Below are 18,263 nucleotides of genomic sequence, written 5' to 3'. Positions count from 1 at the left end.
CTGCGCCCGGCGCGTTCAACAATGCAGGTGATTTATGAAGCAATATCTGGAACTGGTCGCTCATGTGATCAAGCACGGGACCTTGCAAGCCAACCGTACCGGCGTGAATACCATCAGCTTTCCGGGTGCGATGCTGCGTTATGACTTGCAGGAAGGTTTTCCGGCAATCACCACACGGCGCATGGCGTTCAAATCGGCTATCGGCGAGATGGTCGGCTTTCTGCGTGGCGTAAACAACGCCGCCGAATTCCGCGAACTGGGCTGCAAGGTCTGGGATCAGAACGCCAACGAAAACGCTCAGTGGCTGAACAACCCGTTCCGCAAGGGCGAGGACGATCTGGGCGAAATCTACGGCGTGCAATGGCGCAAGTGGCCTGCCTACAAGCGCATCGATGCCGGCAATATAGCGGCGATCGAACTGGCACTCGGCGAGGGTTATCGCCAGATTGCCGAATCGGAAGAAGACGGCCAGTCGTTCGTGGTGTTGTACAAGGCCATCGACCAGATTCGCCAGTGCATCGACACCATCATCAATGACCCGGGCAGTCGCCGCATCCTGTTCCACGGCTGGAACTGCGCACAGCTCGATGAAATGGCCCTGCCGCCGTGCCACCTGCTGTACCAGTTGCACCCGAACCCGCAGACCCGCGAAATCTCGCTGACGCTGTACATTCGCTCCAACGACTTGGGCCTCGGCACGCCGTTCAACCTGACCGAAGGCGCGGCACTGCTGAGCCTGATCGGCCGCCTGACCGGCTACACACCGCGCTGGTTCACCTACTTCATCGGCGATGCCCATGTGTACGAGAACCACCTGGACATGCTCAACGAGCAAATGACCCGCGAGCCGTATCCGATGCCGAAACTGGTGATCTCCGACCGCGTGCCCGAGTTTGCCAGGACTGGTGTGTACCAGCCTGAATGGCTGGAGCTGATCGAGCCGTCCGACTTCAGCCTGGAAGGCTATCAGCACCACCCGGCAATGACGGCGCCGATGGCGGTTTGAACACGTGTCTTCGCTTGCGAGCTCTTGGGCTCAGCATCATCCACAAGTACTAAAAACCTCGGGAAACAGGTTTCTGCCCGGAGGGCGTGGGAGCTTCAGGAGGTTACGACGGCTGCGATGGGCTGCGAAGCGGCCCTGAACCTGTGCCCCCGGTTATGGCCGATGTAATGTATGTGGCGGTTTTGCTGTCGGTTCCCGACAGTTCGCGGACAAGTCCGCTCCTACTGAAACAGCGGTTCGCGGACAAGCGAAGCGGCCCTGAACCTGTGTCCCCGGTTATGGCCGATGTAATGTATGTGGCGTTTTGCTGTCGGTTCCCGACAGTTCGCGGACAAGTCCGCTCCCACTGAAACAGTAGTTTGCGGACAAGTGAAGCGTCTCCTCTTAATCAATGTCCATGACTCCTCCCCACATGTGAAGCCTCGCCCTCTGGCGCTGCCACAGCTCCCGTCACTTCCAGCCTTTCCAGTATCGCGCAATGCTCTGTCGTGCCATCGCTGCAGCGACGGCGCAGGTCGAGCAGTTGTTCCTGGAGCGCTTGCAGGCTGGCGACGCGGGCGTTGACGTGTTCGATGTGTTCGTCGATCAGGGCGTTGACGTTTTCGCACTGGTCTTGCGGGCTGTCGCGCAGGTTCAGCAGGCTGCGGATTTCTTCGAGGGTCATGTCCAGGCTGCGGCAGTTGCGGATGAACGACAGGCGCTCCATGTGCGCCTGGGTATACAGCCGGTAATTGCCGTCACTGCGCGCGGGAGCCGGCAGCAGGCCCTCGCGTTCGTAATAGCGGATGGTTTCGACCTGGGTGTCGGTCAGTTTTGCCAGTTCGCCGATTTTCATTTGGACTCATCTCGTTTGAGTGCTTGACCCTATAGTGGCTACAGGGTGTTCACTTGGCAACAAGCAGAATCCTGGAGCCATAACGAATGGGCACGACGATCAAGAATTCCCCCGCACATGACCATGACCATGCTCACGGGGAGCACGCGCACGAGCAAAAGCCTGTGGAGCAGGCCCATTCGTGCTGCTCGAGCAATGCTCAACCTGCTGTAGTGACCTTTGGCGAAGCGCCTTCATCGGGCGGTCGTCTGAGCAGCTTTCGTATCGAAGCCATGGATTGCCCGACCGAGCAGACGCTGATCCAGAACAAACTGGGCAAGCTGGCCGGTGTGCAGAAGCTGGAATTCAACCTGATCAACCGCATGTTGGGTGTCTGGCACGACCTGCCGTCCACCGACCCGATTCGTGAGGCCATCAGCTCGCTGGGCATGCAGGCCGACCCGGTCGAGGAAGGTGCAGCGTCTGCCGAACCGGCACCGGTGGTGAAGAAACACTGGTGGCCGTTGGCATTGTCCGGCGTTGCGGCGCTGGGCGCAGAAGTGGTCCATTTTGCCTCGCTCGGTCCGACCTGGGTGGTTGCCTTGCTGGCACTGGTGTCGATTTTCAGTTGCGGGCTCTCGACCTACAAGAAGGGCTGGATTGCACTCAAGAACTTCAACCTGAACATCAATGCGCTGATGAGCATTGCGGTAACGGGCGCGATTCTTATCGGGCAGTGGCCTGAAGCCGCAATGGTGATGTTCCTGTTCACCGTGGCCGAGTTGATCGAAGCCAAGTCGCTGGACCGCGCGCGCAATGCGATCAGTGGCCTGATGCAACTGACGCCAGAGCTTGCCACCGTCAAGCAGGCGGATGGCAGCTGGCAGGAAGTCGAAGCCAAGAACGTCGAACTGGAAGCTATCGTCCGGATCAAGCCGGGGGAACGTGTCGGGCTTGATGGTGAAGTGGTGTCCGGCAGCTCGACTATTGATCAGGCATCGATCACCGGTGAAAGCCTGCCAGTGGAGAAGACTGTCGGCGACAAGGTTTTCGCGGGCACCATCAACCAGGCCGGTTCGCTGGAATACCGCGTAACATCTGCTGCAAACAACTCGACGCTGGCGCGCATCATCCATGCGGTGGAAGCGGCTCAGGGCTCGCGTGCGCCGACCCAGCGCTTTGTCGACAGTTTCTCCCGCATCTATACGCCAGTAGTGTTTATCGTGGCTTTGGCAGTGGCACTCGTTGCACCGCTGTTTTTTGGCGGCGAATGGTTTGACTGGATCTACCGCGCGCTGGTGCTGTTGGTGGTGGCTTGCCCGTGTGCATTGGTGATTTCCACACCGGTGACTATCGTCAGCGGCCTTGCAGCGGCGGCGCGCAAGGGGATTTTGATCAAGGGCGGGGTCTATCTGGAGATGGGCGAGAAGCTCGATTACTTGGCTTTGGATAAAACCGGCACGCTGACTCACGGCAAACCGGTGCAGACCGACTACGTGCCGTTGAACCCTGCTGTTGCCGACAGCGCCCCGGTGATTGCCGCAAGCCTCGCCGGACGTTCAGACCACCCGGTTTCCCAGGCGATTGCCAAGGCCGCCGACGGCAGTCTGACGCTGCTTGAAGTCAGTGCGTTCGAGGCGTTAGGTGGGCGCGGCGTGAAAGGCGAGATCGACGGCCAGATGTATCACCTGGGCAATCATCGCCTGGTGGAAGAACTGGGCCTGTGTTCGCCCGAGCTGGAAGCAAAGCTCGACGCGCTGGAAATGCAGGGCAAGACTGTGGTCCTGTTGCTCGACGCTTCAGGTCCGATTGCGCTGTTTGCCGTCGCCGATACGGTGAAGGAGACCAGTCGCGAAGCCATCGCTCAGTTGCATGAGCTGGGCATCAAGACGGTCATGCTGACCGGTGACAACCCGCACACGGCCAAGGCGATTGCCGATCAGGTCGGCATCGACGAAGCGCAGGGCAATCTGCTGCCTGCCGACAAGCTCAGTGCGATCGAGGCGCTTTACAGCCGCAATCACCGGGTAGGCATGGTGGGCGACGGTATCAATGATGCCCCCGCGCTTGCCCGTGCGGAGATTGGTTTTGCGATGGCTGCTGCGGGCACCGATACGGCTATCGAAACGGCAGATGTTGCCCTGATGGACGATGATCTTCGCAAGATACCGACTTTTATCGCGCTTTCACGTCGGACATCGGCGGTGCTGAAACAGAACATCGTGTTGGCCATCGTGACCAAGGTACTGTTCATCGGCATCACCTTCGCGGGGCTGGCGACCATGTGGATGGCGGTGTTTGCCGACATGGGCGTTAGCTTGCTGGTGGTGTTCAACGGCTTGCGATTGCTCAAAAAATGATCAGTCTGGACCTTTGAAGAGCGGACGCGGAGCGTCCAGAGCGGCATTCCCACGCAGAGCGCGGGAACGATAATCGATGTTGCTATCGGCTATCGCTCCTACGCTCTGCGTCTGGCTTTGTCAGCCAAACCGCTCCTGCCCCCAGGCGATGAAGGTTTCCAGTAGCGGCTTGAGAACGGCGCGAGTCGGCTCGGCCAGGTCAGGGCGGTAGTGGAAGGGCACGAATTCGTCCATGTAGGTGCTTTGCGCCAGCTCCAGTTGCACCGCGTGGATGTTGTTCGCCGGGTCGCCATAGTGACGGGTGATATGGCCGCCCTTGAAGCGTCCGTTCAACACATGGCTGTAGTCTTTGGCTTTGGCACAGACCTGCTCCAGCCTGCTGGCCAGCTCCGGGTCGCAGCTGGCGCCGTTGAAGGTGCCGAGGTTGAAGTCCGGCAGACGACCGTCGAACAAATGCGGAATATGGCCACGAATCGAATGGGCGTCGAACAGCAGCGCATAGCCAAACTCGTCACGCATGCGCTGCAGTTCCTGCTCCAGCGTCTGGTGATAGGGCGTCCAGATCTGCTCCAGATACCGCGCCCGCTCCTCGGCATCGGGTGTCAGGCCATCCTTGAACAGCGGCACGCCATCGAACAGGATCGACGGAAACAGTCCAGTGGTCGCGCCAACGTACATCGGCTTGTCGTCCGATGGACGATTCAGATCAATGACAAAACGCGAATACTCGGCGGCCAGGGTACTTGCACCCAGTTCTGCCGCGAAGTCGTACAGGCGCGGGATGTGCCAGTCGGTGTCCGGCAGGCTCAGCGCCTCGTCCACCAGAGCAGCTTCAACCACTGGCGTCAGTTTCAGACCGGCATGCGGCATGCTGATCAGCAGCGGGATGCGGCCACGGTTGAATGTCAGAACGTTATCCACAGGACTCTCCTTCAGATCGATGATTCGACGCCGTGGCGCACGATGCGTTTATCCAGATCGCCGCCTAGCCAGTAGGCCAGATCAGCCGGACGTTCGATGTTCCAGGCGACGAAATCTGCCACCTTGCCGACCTCCAGCGAGCCGTGAGTTGCGCTCATGCCCAGTGCCCTGGCGGCATTGAACGTGACACCTGCCAGCGCTTCTTCAGGCGTCATACGAAATAGCGTGCAGGCCATATTCAGCATCAGGCGCAATGACAGACCCGGCGAGGTGCCGGGGTTCAGGTCGGTGGAAATAGCAAACGGCACGCCATGCTTGCGCAGCGCGTCCATCGGCGGCAGTTGTGTTTCACGCAGGAAGTAAAACGCTCCCGGCAGCAGCACCGCGACAGTTCCGGCAGCGGCCATGGCGATGGCATCGTCTTCGGTCATGAATTCCAGATGATCCGCCGACAACGCCTTGTAGCGCGCTGCCAGGCTCGATCCACCCAATGACGAAAGCTGCTCGGCATGCAGTTTGACCGGCAGCGCCAACTGCCCGGCCGTGATAAACACCTGCTCGACCTGAGCAGGCGAGAACGCCAGGTATTCACAAAACGCGTCCACGGCATCGACCAGCCCTTCGGCAGCCAGCGCAGGAAGCATGTCGTTGCAAATGTGGTTGATGTAATCATCAGCGCGATCGGCGTACTCCGGTGGCAGAGCGTGTGCGGCGAGGCAGGTAGCGCGTACGGTGACCGGCTGGGTATTGCCCAGACGGCGGATGACACGCAGGATCTTGCGCTCGTTTTCCAGGTCCAGCCCGTAGCCTGATTTCATCTCGACGGTAGTGACGCCGTCCTTGAGCAGGTGGCGCAGACGGCGCTCGGCACTGGCGTACAGTTCGTCTTCACTGGCTGCGCGGGTGGCGCGCACTGTGCTGGCGATGCCGCCGCCCGCCGCCGCAATGTCCGCATAGCTGACACCCTGTAGACGCTGTTCGAACTCGCCACTGCGGTTGCCGCCGAATACCGTGTGCGTGTGGCAGTCGATCAGGCCGGGCGTGACCCACGCACCACCCAGGTCGATGCAGTTGTCATGTTCAGGCTCGACAAGTTCAGCCTGAGGCCCGATCCACTCGATGAGCGCTCCGGAGGTCACGATGGCGGCATCCTCGATGATCGAGTATTTGCCGTGCGCCATGCTTGCGATGTGACAGTGCTTCCAGAGCGTTTTCATTCCGAGCCTCGTTGATCAATGAGTGGTGTTGAGCGCCTTGGGTTTGACCCAGCCATAGGCAATAAGCAGCAGCCCGATCCAGATTGCGCCGACGATCAGGGCTGCACGGTTGTCCGGGAAATAACCCAGCACGCCGAAGATGAACAGCATGAAGGCGATGGCGGCAGCAGGCCCGTAAGGCCAGAACGGCACTGCGAATTTCAGTTGTGCGGCCTCTTCGCGGCTCATCGAGCGGCGCATCGCGACCTGGGTGAGCAGAATCATCAGCCAGACCCAGACGGTCGCGAAGGTTGCCAGCGAAGCGATCAGCAGGAACACGTCCTTGGGGATCAGGTAGTTGAGCAGCACGCCGCCCAGCAGCGCCACGCCCATCACCAGCACCGTCATCCACGGCACGCCATGACGCGACAGGCGGGCAAAACTTGCCGGTGCCTGACCGTCACGGGCCAGGCCGTACATCATGCGGCCCGCGCCGAAAATGTCGCTGTTGATGGCTGACACGGCAGCGGAAATCACCACAATATTGAGAATGGTCGCGGCCGATGCGATGCCCAGATTGTCGAAGATCTGCACGAACGGACTGCCCTGGGTGCCGATCTGCGGCCATGGGTAGATGCACATCAGCACAAACAGCGTCAGCACGTAGAACAGTAGAATGCGCAGCGGTACGGCATTGATCGCCTGCGGCAGGCTGCGTTGCGGGTCTTTTGCCTCGCCTGCGGTGATGCCGATGATTTCGATACCGCCAAAGGCAAACATCACCACCGCAAACGAAGCGATCAGCCCGGTGACGCCGTTGGGCATGAAACCGCCGTGCGCCCACAGGTTGCTGATGCCGATTTCGGTGCCGCTGGTCGAGCTGCCGATGCCGAAGATCATGATGCCGAAGCCTGCGACGATCATGGCCACGATGGCGCTGACCTTGAGGATGGACAGCCAGAATTCGGTTTCACCAAAGACTTTCACGTTGCACAGGTTAAGCGCGCCGATCAGGAACACGATGCCCAGCACCCAGATCCAGCGCGGCACTTCCGGAAACCAGAAGCCCATGTAAATGCCGAATGCGGTCACGTCGGCCAGGCAGACAATGATCATCTCGAACGCGTAGGTCCAGCCCAGCACGAAGCCGGCCAGCGGCCCCATGTAGCGCGTGGCGTAGTGGCTGAACGAACCGGACACCGGGTCGTGAACGGCCATTTCGCCCAGCGCGCGCATCACCATGTACACCGCTGCGCCGCCGATCAGGTACGCCAGCAGCACGGCGGGACCGGCCTGTTGGATCGCCGAGGCCGAGCCGTAGAACAACCCTGTGCCGATGGCAGAGCCCAGGGCCATGAAGCGGATATGGCGGGCGGATAGCCCGCGTTTCAAACCATCTTGTGACGTCATTTCAGGTCCATTTCATTACAGGTATGGCAAAAGCCGCGAGAACGCCTGCATCCGGCTTCCCGCAGCGATGACCAAAGCGAGCCCTGCCAGGCTCGCGGTGCATCACAGACTCGGTAGCAGACGTGCAGGAACCAGCGGGTTCAGGCAAGTGGAGGACAACAGCTGACTGGCAGCTTCGATGTCCGGCGCAAAAAAACGATCCTTTTCATAGAACGGGACCTTGCTGCGCAGCAGGCTGCGGGCTTGCTCCAGCTTCGGAGAGGTTTTCAGACCCTCGCGCAAGTCCAGACCCTGGCAGGCAGCCAACCATTCTACGGCAAGAATCCCGCGAACGTTTTCTGCCATTTCCCATAACCGCTTGCCAGCGGCCGGGGCCATCGACACATGGTCTTCCTGATTGGCCGATGTCGGCAGGCTGTCGACACTGTGCGGATGGGCCAATGCCTTGTTTTCACTGGCCAGCGCGGCGGCCGTGACCTGCGCGATCATGAAGCCGGAATTGACGCCGCCGTTGGCCACCAGGAAGGGCGGGAGCTGCGACATGTGCTTGTCCATCATCAGCGAAATGCGTCGTTCGCTCAGCGAGCCGATCTCGGCGATGGCCAACGCCAGATTGTCCGCGGCCATGGCAACCGGCTCGGCGTGGAAATTGCCACCGGATATGACATCGTTCTCGGCGGCGAACACCAGGGGGTTATCGGACACCCCATTCGATTCGATTTCCAGCACCTCGGCGGCTTGACGCAACTGGGTCAGGCACGCGCCCATCACCTGTGGCTGGCAACGCAGCGAGTAGGGGTCCTGAACCTTGTCGCAGTTGCGGTGCGACTCGGACACGGCGCTGCTTTCGCCCAACAGGTCGCGGTAGCAGGCTGCGGCGTCGATCTGCCCGCGCTGGCCGCGCGCTGCATGAATTCGCGCATCGAACGGCGAGCGTGAGCCAAGCACCGCTTCAACTGTCAGCGAGCCGCAGGTCAGGGCAGCGGCGAACAGATCCTCGCCCTCGAACAGGCCACGCAACGCGTAAGCGGTGGACACTTGCGTGCCGTTGAGCAGCGCCAGCCCTTCCTTGGCGGCCAGGGTCAGCGGTTGCAGCCCCGCCACAGCCAACGCGTCGACCGCATTCAGCCATTCGCCCTTGTAGCGCGCCTTGCCTTCGCCCAGCAGCACCAGCGACATGTGGGCCAGCGGAGCGAGGTCGCCGGAAGCTCCGACCGATCCCTTCAGCGGAATATGCGGATAAACCTCGGCGTTGATCAGCGCAATCAGTGCATCGATCACCACCCGCCGGATACCCGAAAAACCGCGGCTCAGGCTGTTGACCTTGAGCACCATGATCAACCGCACCAGATCATCGCTGATCGGCTCGCCGACACCGGCCGCATGCGAGAGCACCAGCGAGCGTTGCAGGTTTTCCAGGTCTTCGCTGGCAATCCGCGTCGAGGCCAGCAGGCCGAAGCCCGTGTTGATCCCGTAGGCAGTGCGATTCTCGGCCAGAATGCGCTCGACGCAGGCGACACTGTCGTCGATCTGCTGATCTGCGCTGCTGTCCAGCGTCAACCTGACCGGCTGCCGATGAATGGCCCGCAAATGGGCGAGGGTCAGTTGGCCGGGGATCAGGTTCAGTGCGTTGGCAGATAAGGTGGTCACGATGCAGCTACTCCTTGATTGATATCGGCAACGGCGCGTGGCCGTCCGCCGCTTTTATTGGTCTGCTGCGTAATCGCGGCAGTGCTGGAAAACCCTTTCCAGCGATGTTTCTTCTTTGAGCAGAGCGGCGCTGCTGGCGATGTCAGGAGCCAGCCAGCGGTCTTCGTCGTAAGCCGGGATACGCTCGCGGAGCAATCGCCACGCGGCACCTGTACCCACGCCAAAACCCTGTGTCTTGAGAAATTCGAATGCCTGCGCCGCAAGCAAATACTCGATGGCCAGAATCTGCGTGGTATTGCCCAGCACCTTGTGCAGCTTGAGCGCGGCGCTGGTGCCCAGGCTCAGGTGATCTTCCTGCAGCCCGGAGGTCACGTAGTTGTCGACCACTGCCGGCTGCGCCATCTGGCGGTTTTCCGCACACAGCGAGGCGGCAACGTACTGGACAATCATCATTCCCGAGTTGACGCCCGGCTGGCTGACCAGAAACGCCGGCAGGCCGCTGACCATCGGGTTGATCAGGCGGTCGAGGCGTCGTTCGGCAATCGAGCCCAGCTCAGCCATCGCCATGCACAGCAGGTCTGCCGCCATCGCCACCGACTGCCCATGCGGATTGGCTTGAGACACCACGCGGTAAGCGTCTGGCGTGCCGAGCAGCAGCGGGTTGTCGGTGACCGAGTTGAGCTCGGTCTCGATCTGGCGGATGGCGTGGGCCAATTGATCTCGGGTTGCGCCATGCACCTGGGGAATCGAGCGAATGCTCAGCGCGTCCTGGGTACGGATGCCCTGGCTGCTGGCAATCACTTCGCTGCCCGCCAGCACGCTGCGCAGGTTTTTGCCCACTTGCTGCATGCCCGGATGCGGCTTGAGGGCGAGAATGTGCTCATCGAACGCATCCACCTGGCCGCGCAGGGCTTCGAAGGTCATCGCGCCGATCACATCGGCCCATCGGGACAGACGCTTGGCATCGGCGATGGCCAGGCAACCCAGGCCGGTCATGCACGGCGTACCGTTGACCAGACACAATCCGTCCTTGGCACCCAGCGTCACCGGGCGCAGATCTTCTTCGTGCAGCGCTTGCTGCGCCGTGACGATCTGCCCGCGATAGCTGACCTGACCGACACCCAGCAACGCGATACCGACGTGCGCCATGTGCGTCAGATAACCCACCGAGCCCTGCGACGGCACTTGCGGTGTGATGCCCCGGTTGAGCAGCGCCAGCAGTGCTTCGACCACTTGCCTATGAATACCGGATTTGCCCTGGCTGTAGTTGAGGATCGCCGCGCAGATGATTGCGCGGGTCTGCTCGTCGGCCAGTGGCGCACCCACGCCACAGGCATGGCTTAGCAGCGTATTGCGCGACAGACGGCTGAGCTGTTCGTCGGGCAGTGACACGTTGCACAGCGCGCCGAGCCCGGTGTTCACGCCATAGGCGCGCTCGCCGCTGGCGACGATGCGCTGCACGATGGTCTGAGCATTGTCGATCCGTGCCCAGGCGGCCTCCGACAGGACCAGTTGCGCGCCATGCCGGGCCACAGCGACCACGTCCTGCCAGCCCGCAGGGGCTTCACCAATGACGATCTGTTCTGCTCGCGACATCTGCAACGGTCCTTAAAGGGTGGCTACGCGGCGCTGAACGAAACGATCCACGTAATCGTCGGCGGGCGAATGAAGGATTTCTTTCGGCGTACCGACCTGAATCAATCGTCCGTCCTTGAGGATCGCGATGCGATTGCCGATGCGTACGGCTTCGTCCAGGTCGTGGGTAATGAACACGATGGTCTTGTGCAGGCTGGCCTGCAGCTCCAGTAACTGATCCTGCATTTCAGCGCGGATCAACGGGTCAAGGGCGCTGAAGGCTTCGTCCATCAGAATGATGTCGGTATCGGCTGCCAGCGCTCGGGCCAGACCGACACGCTGACGCATGCCACCGGAAAGCTGATGCGGGTATTTGTTTTCGTAGCCTTTGAGGCCTACCGTCGTGACCCAGTGCTGCGCGCGTTCCTGACACAGCACTTTGCTCTCGCCACGCACTTTCAAACCGTACGCCACGTTGGCCAGCACCGTCTTGTGCGGCAGCAGGCCGAAGCTCTGGAACACCATGCTGATCTTGTGCCGGCGAAATTGGCGCAAAGCCTCCATGTCGTAACGCAGGATGTCCTCGCCATCGATCAGGATCTCGCCGCTGGTAGGGTCGATCAGCCGGTTGAAGTGGCGCACCAGCGTCGATTTGCCTGAGCCCGACAGGCCCATGATGACGAAGATTTCACCGCTGCCGATCGACAGCGACAGGTCGTTGACCCCGACCACGCAACCGGTCTGGGCCAGTACCTGATCCTTGCTCTGGTTCTGCTTGATCAGCGCCAGTGCTTCCTTTGCGCGGCTGCCGAAAATCTTGAAGACATTTTTGACGACGATCTTGTTCGGTTCCACGCTGCTCATTTGTGCGCCTCATGCCGTGGGCGGCCATAGGCCTGCGTGATTCGGTCGATGACGACCGCCAGAATGACAATGGCCAGACCCGCTTCCAGGCCGCGTCCGACGTTGAGGGTCTGAATGCCCACCAGTACGTCTTCGCCCAGTCCACGTGCGCCGATCATCGAGGCGATGACCACCATCGACAGTGCCATCATGGTGGTCTGGTTGATCCCGGCCATGATGCTCGGCATGGCCAGCGGTAATTGCACGCCGAACAGCTGTTGCCAGCGGTTGGCGCCAAAGGCGTTGATGGCTTCCATCACTTCACCGTCAACCTGACGAATACCCAGATCGGTCAGACGGATCAGCGGCGGCGCGGCATAGATCACTGTGGCGAAGATCGCCGGTACCTTGCCCAGACCGAACAGCATCAGCACCGGGATCAGGTAAACAAAGCTGGGCATGGTCTGCATGATGTCCAGCAACGGCATCAGTACCGAGCGCAGGCGATTGCTGCGCGCTGAAAGAATGCCCAGCGGAATGCCGATCAGTACCGCAATGATTGTGGCGACCAGCATCAGCGCCAGGGTTTGCATCAGTTTGTCCCACAACCCGACCGCGCCGACCAGAAACAGTAGCCCGACGATAACCACGGTGGTGACGATCTTGCGCGTTGCGTGCCAGGCGATACCGCCCACGATGATCAGCATCAGCCACCACGGTGCCATGCGCAGCAGGCTTTCCAGGTTGACGATGGCCCACAGCAAGGTGTCGGAAATGTGCCGGAACACATCGCCGTACTGCGTTACCAGTGAGTCGACGCCATCGTTCACCCAGTTGGCGATCGAGAAAGTGAAGCTTTCAGGAAACATAAGCGGCTCTCAAATGAGGTGTGTCGGGTCAACGTCAGGGCAGTCGGATCTTTCAGTCCGACTGCCCGGTCGTTTACAGCGAGGCGTCCACCTTTTTCGCGGCGTCTTCGCTGACCCATTTGTGCCAGACTTCCGGGTGCTCTTTCAGGAAAATCTTCGCCAGCTTCGGCGATTCGATGCGTTCCTTGGCCATGCGCCCCAGGTTCTGGTTAAGCAGGTCGATAGGCAGGTTGACCTTTTCCAGGATAGCGACCAGTTCAGGGGCCTCATCGTGGAACACTTTGGACACGCCGACCTTGATATCGATCGTCTTGTTTACGCCGGCTTTCTCCTCCAGGCGCACCAGGTCCACCTGTCCCATGAGCGGTGTCGGCGACCAGTAGTACGTCAGGATAGGCTCGCCACGTTTGTAGCTGGAGAGAATAGCCGCGTCCAGCGCAGGGCCGGTGCCCGGGCGGAAGTTGGTGTATTTGCTTTCCAGGCCGTAGCTCTTGAGCATTTCAGTGTTTTCCAGCTCACAGGTCCAGCCGGCCGGGCAGTTGTAGAAACGACCTTTGCCGGGTTCTTCCTGGTCCTTGAACACGGCTGAATACTGAGCCAGGTCGCTGATGGATTTCAGGTTGGGTGCCTTGGCTTCCAGCTTGCGTTTGGCGTCGCCTTCAATCACGTAGCGAGGCACGTACCAGCCTTCCACTGCACCGACTATCGGGGCACCGACACCGACCACTTTGCCCGCTGCAGCGGCCTTGTTCCAGACCTCGCTGCGGCCAACCCACTCTTCGGCAAAAATCTGGATGTCGTTGGTGCTCAGGGCGTTTTCCATGGCGATGGAGTTGCCAGGCAGAGCATCCACGGCGCAGCCGTAACCCTTGTCCAGAATGACCTGCAGCACGTCGGTCAGCAGCATTGCGCTTTCCCAGTTCAGACCGGCGAATTTCACCGGTTTGCCTGATTCGCACCAGCCAGCGGCCTGGCTTGCGCCAGCGCTGGCAAGCAAGCCTGCGGATACCAGTGTGGTCAACAGGGCCTTTTTCATTTTCATTGTCGATGCTCCTAAACCAGAAATGGATGACGGCAGCTTCAAGTAGGCATCCGGCCCGTGGGCATACTCATGCCCGTCCCCGAGGTGTGCCGGCGCGGTGACCGGCAACGCTCTTAACGTCCGATCATCGGCAGGTTCAGGCCCTGCTCTTTGGCACAGTCGATGGCGATGGCATAACCGGCATCGGCATGACGCATCACACCGGTGGCCGGGTCGTTGTGCAGTACGCGGGCGATACGCTCGGCGGCTTCGTCCGTACCGTCGCAGACGATCACCATCCCGGAGTGTTGCGAGAAACCCATGCCGACACCCCCGCCATGGTGCAGCGAGACCCAGGTCGCGCCGCTGGCGGTGTTGAGCAAGGCATTGAGCAGCGGCCAGTCGGAGACGGCGTCGGAGCCATCACGCATGGATTCGGTTTCACGGTTGGGGCTGGACACCGAGCCGGAGTCCAGGTGGTCGCGACCGATGACAACCGGTGCCGACAACTCGCCGCTGCGAACCATTTCGTTGAACGCCAGGCCGAGTCTGGCGCGCTGACCCAGCCCGACCCAGCAGATACGTGCAGGCAGGCCCTGAAAACTGATGCGCTCACGGGCCATGTCCAGCCAGTTGTGCAGGTGATCGTCGTCCGGGATCAGCTCTTTGACCTTGGCGTCGGTCTTGTAGATGTCCTGCGGGTCACCCGACAGCGCAGCCCAGCGGAACGGCCCGATGCCGCGGCAGAACAAGGGACGGATATAGGCCGGGACAAAGCCGGGGAAATCGAAGGCATTGGCAACGCCGACTTCCTTGGCCATCTGGCGAATGTTGTTGCCGTAGTCGAAGGTCGGAATACCGGCCTGCTGGAAGGCCAGCATGGCTTCGACATGCTCGGCCATCGACTGCTTGGCAGCCTTGACCACGTTGGCGGGCTCGCTCACCGAGCGGGCGCGGTACTCGTCCCAGGTCCAGCCTTTTGGCAGGTAGCCATTGAGCGGGTCGTGGGCGCTGGTCTGGTCGGTGACCATGTCCGGACGGACACCGCGACGGACCATTTCCGGCAGAATTTCTGCCGCATTGCCGCACAGGGCGATGGAGATGGCTTTACCTTCGGCAGTGTATTTGGCGATACGCGCCAGCGCGTCGTCCAGATCCACTGCCTGTTCGTCGACGTAGCGGGTCTTGATGCGGAAATCGATGCGGCTCTGCTGACATTCGATGTTCAGCGAGCAGGCCCCGGCCAGTGTGGCAGCCAGCGGTTGCGCGCCACCCATGCCGCCCAGCCCGGCGGTCAGCACCCAGCGGCCCTTGAGGTTGCCGTCATAGTGCTGACGACCGGCCTCGACGAAGGTTTCATAGGTGCCCTGGACGATGCCCTGGCTGCCGATGTAGATCCAGCTGCCTGCGGTCATCTGGCCATACATGGCCAGGCCCTTGGCATCCAGTTCGTTGAAGTGCTCCCAACTGGCCCAGTGCGGGACCAGGTTGGAGTTGGCGATCAATACGCGCGGGGCGTTGCTGTGGGTCTTGAACACGCCTACCGGCTTGCCGGATTGCACCAGCAGGGTTTCGTCATCGTTGAGCTGAGTGAGGCTTTCGACGATCTTGTCGTAGCACTCCCAGTTGCGCGCCGCGCGGCCGATGCCACCGTACACCACCAGTTCGTTGGGGTTTTCAGCGACTTCCGGGTCGAGGTTGTTCATCAACATGCGCAGCGGCGCTTCGGTCATCCAGCTTTTGGCAGTCAGTCGAGTGCCGCGTGCAGCACGCACGACGCCTTCACGATGGCGGGTCCAGTCCTGCTTCAAGTCTTGATTATTCTCGGTCACAAAAAAATCCTCGGCGATCAATTCGAACCAGCCCGTTGAAGGGCGAGCAGTGCCTGGCGAAGCAGGCCGATTCAGTTGGGTAGCGAACAGAATGTTTAACCTGTCTCTACTTGTACATACAAGCATATGCAATCAGAAGACCAACTTTAACGAGCTGCAGTTTTTTGCGACTCAAATCGGCATGCAGCGCTGTGTTTCCGAGGGTTTAAAGATTCTTGCACGCAAGCGGAGTTTCTGTGGGGCAGGGCTGGAGTTGTTACCTGAGAGGCTTTTTGCGCAGTTTTGGGGCGGCAGGTAACAGGTTGGTGCGTGAAATGTGTGGGTGCCGCCCGGATCAGAATCGAGCCTTCACGAGCGGTCGAAGAGGCCAGGTTTGATGATCACCAAATGGCCTCGGTGGTATGGGAACGAACCTGCTCAAGCGCGCGTCATACCCAGGCCTGAGCCAGCATTCACCGGCCTGAGATTAGGTCTCGCAAGCGTTTTCATGTTTAAATTGAACGCTCGTTCAAGTTAAACCGGTGGTTCGCTGCCCGCTCACAACAGGAGGCTTACCCTTGCCGTATCCGCTTTTTGCAGTTGGTTTTATCAGTCCGGAGGCACGCAACCGATGAGTTCTCCGAGTACTTCTTCAAGCGGCATGGTCCGCATGAATGCTCCAGTGTTCTATTTCGCTGCGAGTTTTATTCTGATTTTCGGCATCGTTGTCATCGCCTTCCCGCAAGCCAGCGGTGAGTGGTTGCTGGCGGCGCAAAACTGGGCGGCCAATACGGTCGGCTGGTACTACATGCTGGTCATGACCCTGTACCTGGTCTTCGTGGTGGTCACCGCCTTGTCGGGCTTCGGCAAGATCAAGCTCGGTGCCGACCACGACGAACCCGAGTTCAGCTACCTCTCGTGGGCCGGCATGCTGTTCGCCGCCGGGATCAGTATCACGCTGTTCTTCTTCTGCGTGTCAGAGCCCCTGACGCACCTGTTGCAACCGCCGCAGGGTGAGGGCGGCACCGCTGAGGCGGCGCGCCAGGGCATGCAGTTGCTGTTTCTGCACTGGGGCCTGCACGGCTGGGGTGTATTTGCCTTTGTCGGCATGGCGCTGGCCTATTTCGCCTACCGACATAACCTGCCGCTGGCCCTGCGTTCAGCCCTGTATCCGCTGATCGGCAAGCGCATCAACGGCCCCATCGGCTACGCGGTCGACGGGTTCGGCATTATTGCGACCATCTTCGGGCTCGGCGCTGACATGGGCTTCGGTGTGCTCCATCTGAATTCCGGTCTGGATTACCTGTTTGGCGTGGCCCATACCCACTGGATTCAGGTCGGTCTGATCACGCTGATGATGGGCGCAGCGATTCTGGTGGCGATAGCCGGTGTCGACAAGGGCGTACGCGTCATGTCCGACATCAACATGCTGCTGGCCTGTGCGCTGCTGCTGTTCGTGCTGTTCGCCGGTCCGACGCAGCATTTGCTCAACACGCTGGTGCAGAACATCGGTGACTACCTCGGGGCGCTGCCGAGCAAGAGCTTCGACGTCTACGCCTATAACGAGCCAAGTGACTGGCTGGGCGGCTGGACAGTGTTCTATTGGGCCTGGTGGATTGCCTGGGCACCGTTCGTGGGCCTGTTCATCGCGCGTATTTCCCGCGGTCGGACCATCCGTGAGTTCGTTTTCGGTGTGCTATTGATCCCGCTGGGTTTCACCCTGGCCTGGATGTCGATCTTCGGTAACAGCGCCATCGATCAAGTGCTCAACCACGGCATGACTGCGCTGGGCCAGTCGGCTATCGATGATCCGTCGATGACCCTGTACCTGTTGTTGGAAACCTATCCGTGGAGCAAAACGGTCATCGCGGTAACGGTGTTCATCAGCTTTGTGTTCTTCGTGACCTCTGCCGATTCGGGCACAGTGGTGTTGTCGACGCTTTCGGCCAAAGGCGGCAACCCTGACGAAGACGGTCCGAAATGGTTGCGCGTGTTCTGGGGCGTCGCTACGGCACTGATCACCAGCGGCCTGCTGTTCTCGGGCAGTATCGATGCGCTGAAGTCTGCAGTGGTACTGACCTCGCTGCCGTTCTCGCTGATCCTGCTGCTGATGATGTGGGGCCTGCACAAGGCGTTCGTCATGGAGTCCCAGCGCAAGATCGCGCAGCTGTACTCCCTCGCCCCGGCGTCCGGCGCGCGACGTGGCGGCTGGCGTCAACGTCTGAGTCAGGCCGTACATTACCCGTCGCGAGATGAGGTGTACCGCTTCCTCGACCAGACCGTACGCCCGGCGATTGATGAAGTGACCGCCGTGTTCGTCGAGAAGGGCCTGAACGTCGTCAATGTGCCGGATCCGTCCAATGACTCGGTGACCCTGGAAATCGGCCACGGTGAAGAGCGTCCATTCATTTATCAGGTACAGATGAAGGGCTTCTTCACGCCTTCGTTCGCCCGCGGCGGGATGGGCTCCAAGCAACTGAACAACCGCCGCTACTACCGCGCCGAGGTTCACCTGAGCGAGGGCAGTCAGGACTACGACCTGGTGGGCTATACCAAGGAACAGGTCATCAACGACGTGCTCGACCAGTACGAGCGGCATATGCAGTTCCTGCATCTGGTGCGTTGATCGGGACATGAGGGGCGGTTACGACTATCGCTCCTCATGCTCTGCACTGAGCCCCATGTTCAGGACAGGACGCGGAGCGTCCGGAACGGCATGCCCACGCGGAGCATGGGCACGATGGTGTCCTTGCCGGCGGCTATCGCTCCTCACGCTCCAGCGTTGGC

The 18,263-nt window shown here is 60.5% G+C and carries 13 protein-coding genes; 3 read left to right on the top strand and 10 right to left on the bottom strand.

From position 1 onward, the window contains the following. Positions 1-34 precede the first annotated feature (34 nt). Positions 35-1,006 carry a thymidylate synthase gene (locus MME58_RS24760; protein WP_054984339.1) on the top strand — a complete coding sequence of 324 codons (972 nt, stop codon included), beginning with the start codon at positions 35-37 and terminating at the stop codon, positions 1,004-1,006. Between the two features lie 388 nt (positions 1,007-1,394). Here MME58_RS24760 and cadR read toward each other — a convergent pair whose 3' ends face one another. Beyond that, positions 1,395-1,841, bottom strand: a complete 447-nt coding sequence (gene cadR, locus MME58_RS24755) for a Cd(II)/Pb(II)-responsive transcriptional regulator (RefSeq protein ID WP_055006066.1) — start codon at positions 1,839-1,841, stop codon at positions 1,395-1,397. Positions 1,842-1,927: 86 nt separating this feature from the next. Here cadR and MME58_RS24750 point away from each other — a divergent pair, with 86 nt between their 5' ends. Then, the gene (locus MME58_RS24750; protein ID WP_055006067.1) at positions 1,928-4,180 is read left to right on the top strand and encodes a heavy metal translocating P-type ATPase; all 2,253 of its coding nucleotides are present in this window, start codon (positions 1,928-1,930) and stop codon (positions 4,178-4,180) included. Between the two features lie 120 nt (positions 4,181-4,300). Here the strand turns inward: MME58_RS24750 and hutG are convergent, their stop codons facing one another. The 9 genes from hutG to hutU form a co-directional block, all read right to left on the bottom strand. Continuing rightward, complete coding sequence (hutG, locus tag MME58_RS24745; protein ID WP_054988509.1) at positions 4,301-5,101, bottom strand: N-formylglutamate deformylase; 801 nt, start codon at positions 5,099-5,101, stop codon at positions 4,301-4,303. An 11-nt stretch (positions 5,102-5,112) separates the two neighbouring features. After that, positions 5,113-6,318 (bottom strand): imidazolonepropionase, encoded by a 1,206-nt coding sequence (gene hutI / locus MME58_RS24740; RefSeq protein ID WP_055006068.1) that lies wholly within the window; start codon positions 6,316-6,318, stop codon positions 5,113-5,115. 15 nt (positions 6,319-6,333) lie between these two features. Next, positions 6,334-7,707, bottom strand: coding sequence for an amino acid permease (locus tag MME58_RS24735; protein ID WP_054988511.1), 1,374 nt, complete (start codon positions 7,705-7,707; stop codon positions 6,334-6,336). Positions 7,708-7,809: 102 nt separating this feature from the next. Beyond that, the gene (hutH, locus tag MME58_RS24730; protein ID WP_055006069.1) at positions 7,810-9,357 is read right to left on the bottom strand and encodes a histidine ammonia-lyase; all 1,548 of its coding nucleotides are present in this window, start codon (positions 9,355-9,357) and stop codon (positions 7,810-7,812) included. A gap of 54 nt (positions 9,358-9,411) precedes the next feature. Continuing rightward, entirely contained in the window at positions 9,412-10,953 is a 1,542-nt protein-coding gene (locus MME58_RS24725) for an HAL/PAL/TAL family ammonia-lyase (RefSeq protein WP_055006070.1), read from the bottom strand. A gap of 12 nt (positions 10,954-10,965) precedes the next feature. Beyond that, the gene (locus MME58_RS24720; RefSeq protein ID WP_054988514.1) at positions 10,966-11,796 is read right to left on the bottom strand and encodes a quaternary amine ABC transporter ATP-binding protein; all 831 of its coding nucleotides are present in this window, start codon (positions 11,794-11,796) and stop codon (positions 10,966-10,968) included. After that, positions 11,793-12,644: an ABC transporter permease gene (locus tag MME58_RS24715; protein WP_005733871.1), complete on the bottom strand. Its 852-nt coding sequence runs from the start codon at positions 12,642-12,644 to the stop codon at positions 11,793-11,795. Before MME58_RS24715 ends, MME58_RS24720 begins: the two co-directional genes overlap by 4 nt. Positions 12,645-12,717: 73 nt before the next feature. Then, positions 12,718-13,686 carry an ABC transporter substrate-binding protein gene (locus MME58_RS24710; RefSeq protein ID WP_055006071.1) on the bottom strand — a complete coding sequence of 323 codons (969 nt, stop codon included), beginning with the start codon at positions 13,684-13,686 and terminating at the stop codon, positions 12,718-12,720. A 113-nt stretch (positions 13,687-13,799) separates the two neighbouring features. Further along, complete coding sequence (gene hutU / locus MME58_RS24705) at positions 13,800-15,497, bottom strand: urocanate hydratase (RefSeq protein WP_054988543.1); 1,698 nt, start codon at positions 15,495-15,497, stop codon at positions 13,800-13,802. Positions 15,498-16,146: 649 nt separating this feature from the next. Here hutU and betT point away from each other — a divergent pair. Beyond that, complete coding sequence (gene betT, locus MME58_RS24700; protein WP_174518951.1) at positions 16,147-18,102, top strand: choline transporter BetT; 1,956 nt, start codon at positions 16,147-16,149, stop codon at positions 18,100-18,102. The last annotated feature ends 161 nt before the right edge of the window (positions 18,103-18,263 follow it).

It is taken from the genome of Pseudomonas syringae pv. tagetis, assembly GCF_022557255.1.
In the GTDB taxonomy this organism is placed as follows: domain Bacteria; phylum Pseudomonadota; class Gammaproteobacteria; order Pseudomonadales; family Pseudomonadaceae; genus Aquipseudomonas; species Aquipseudomonas caricapapayae.
The sequence above is the reverse complement of the archived record's forward strand: the minus strand, read 5'-3'. Positions and strand labels throughout refer to the sequence as shown.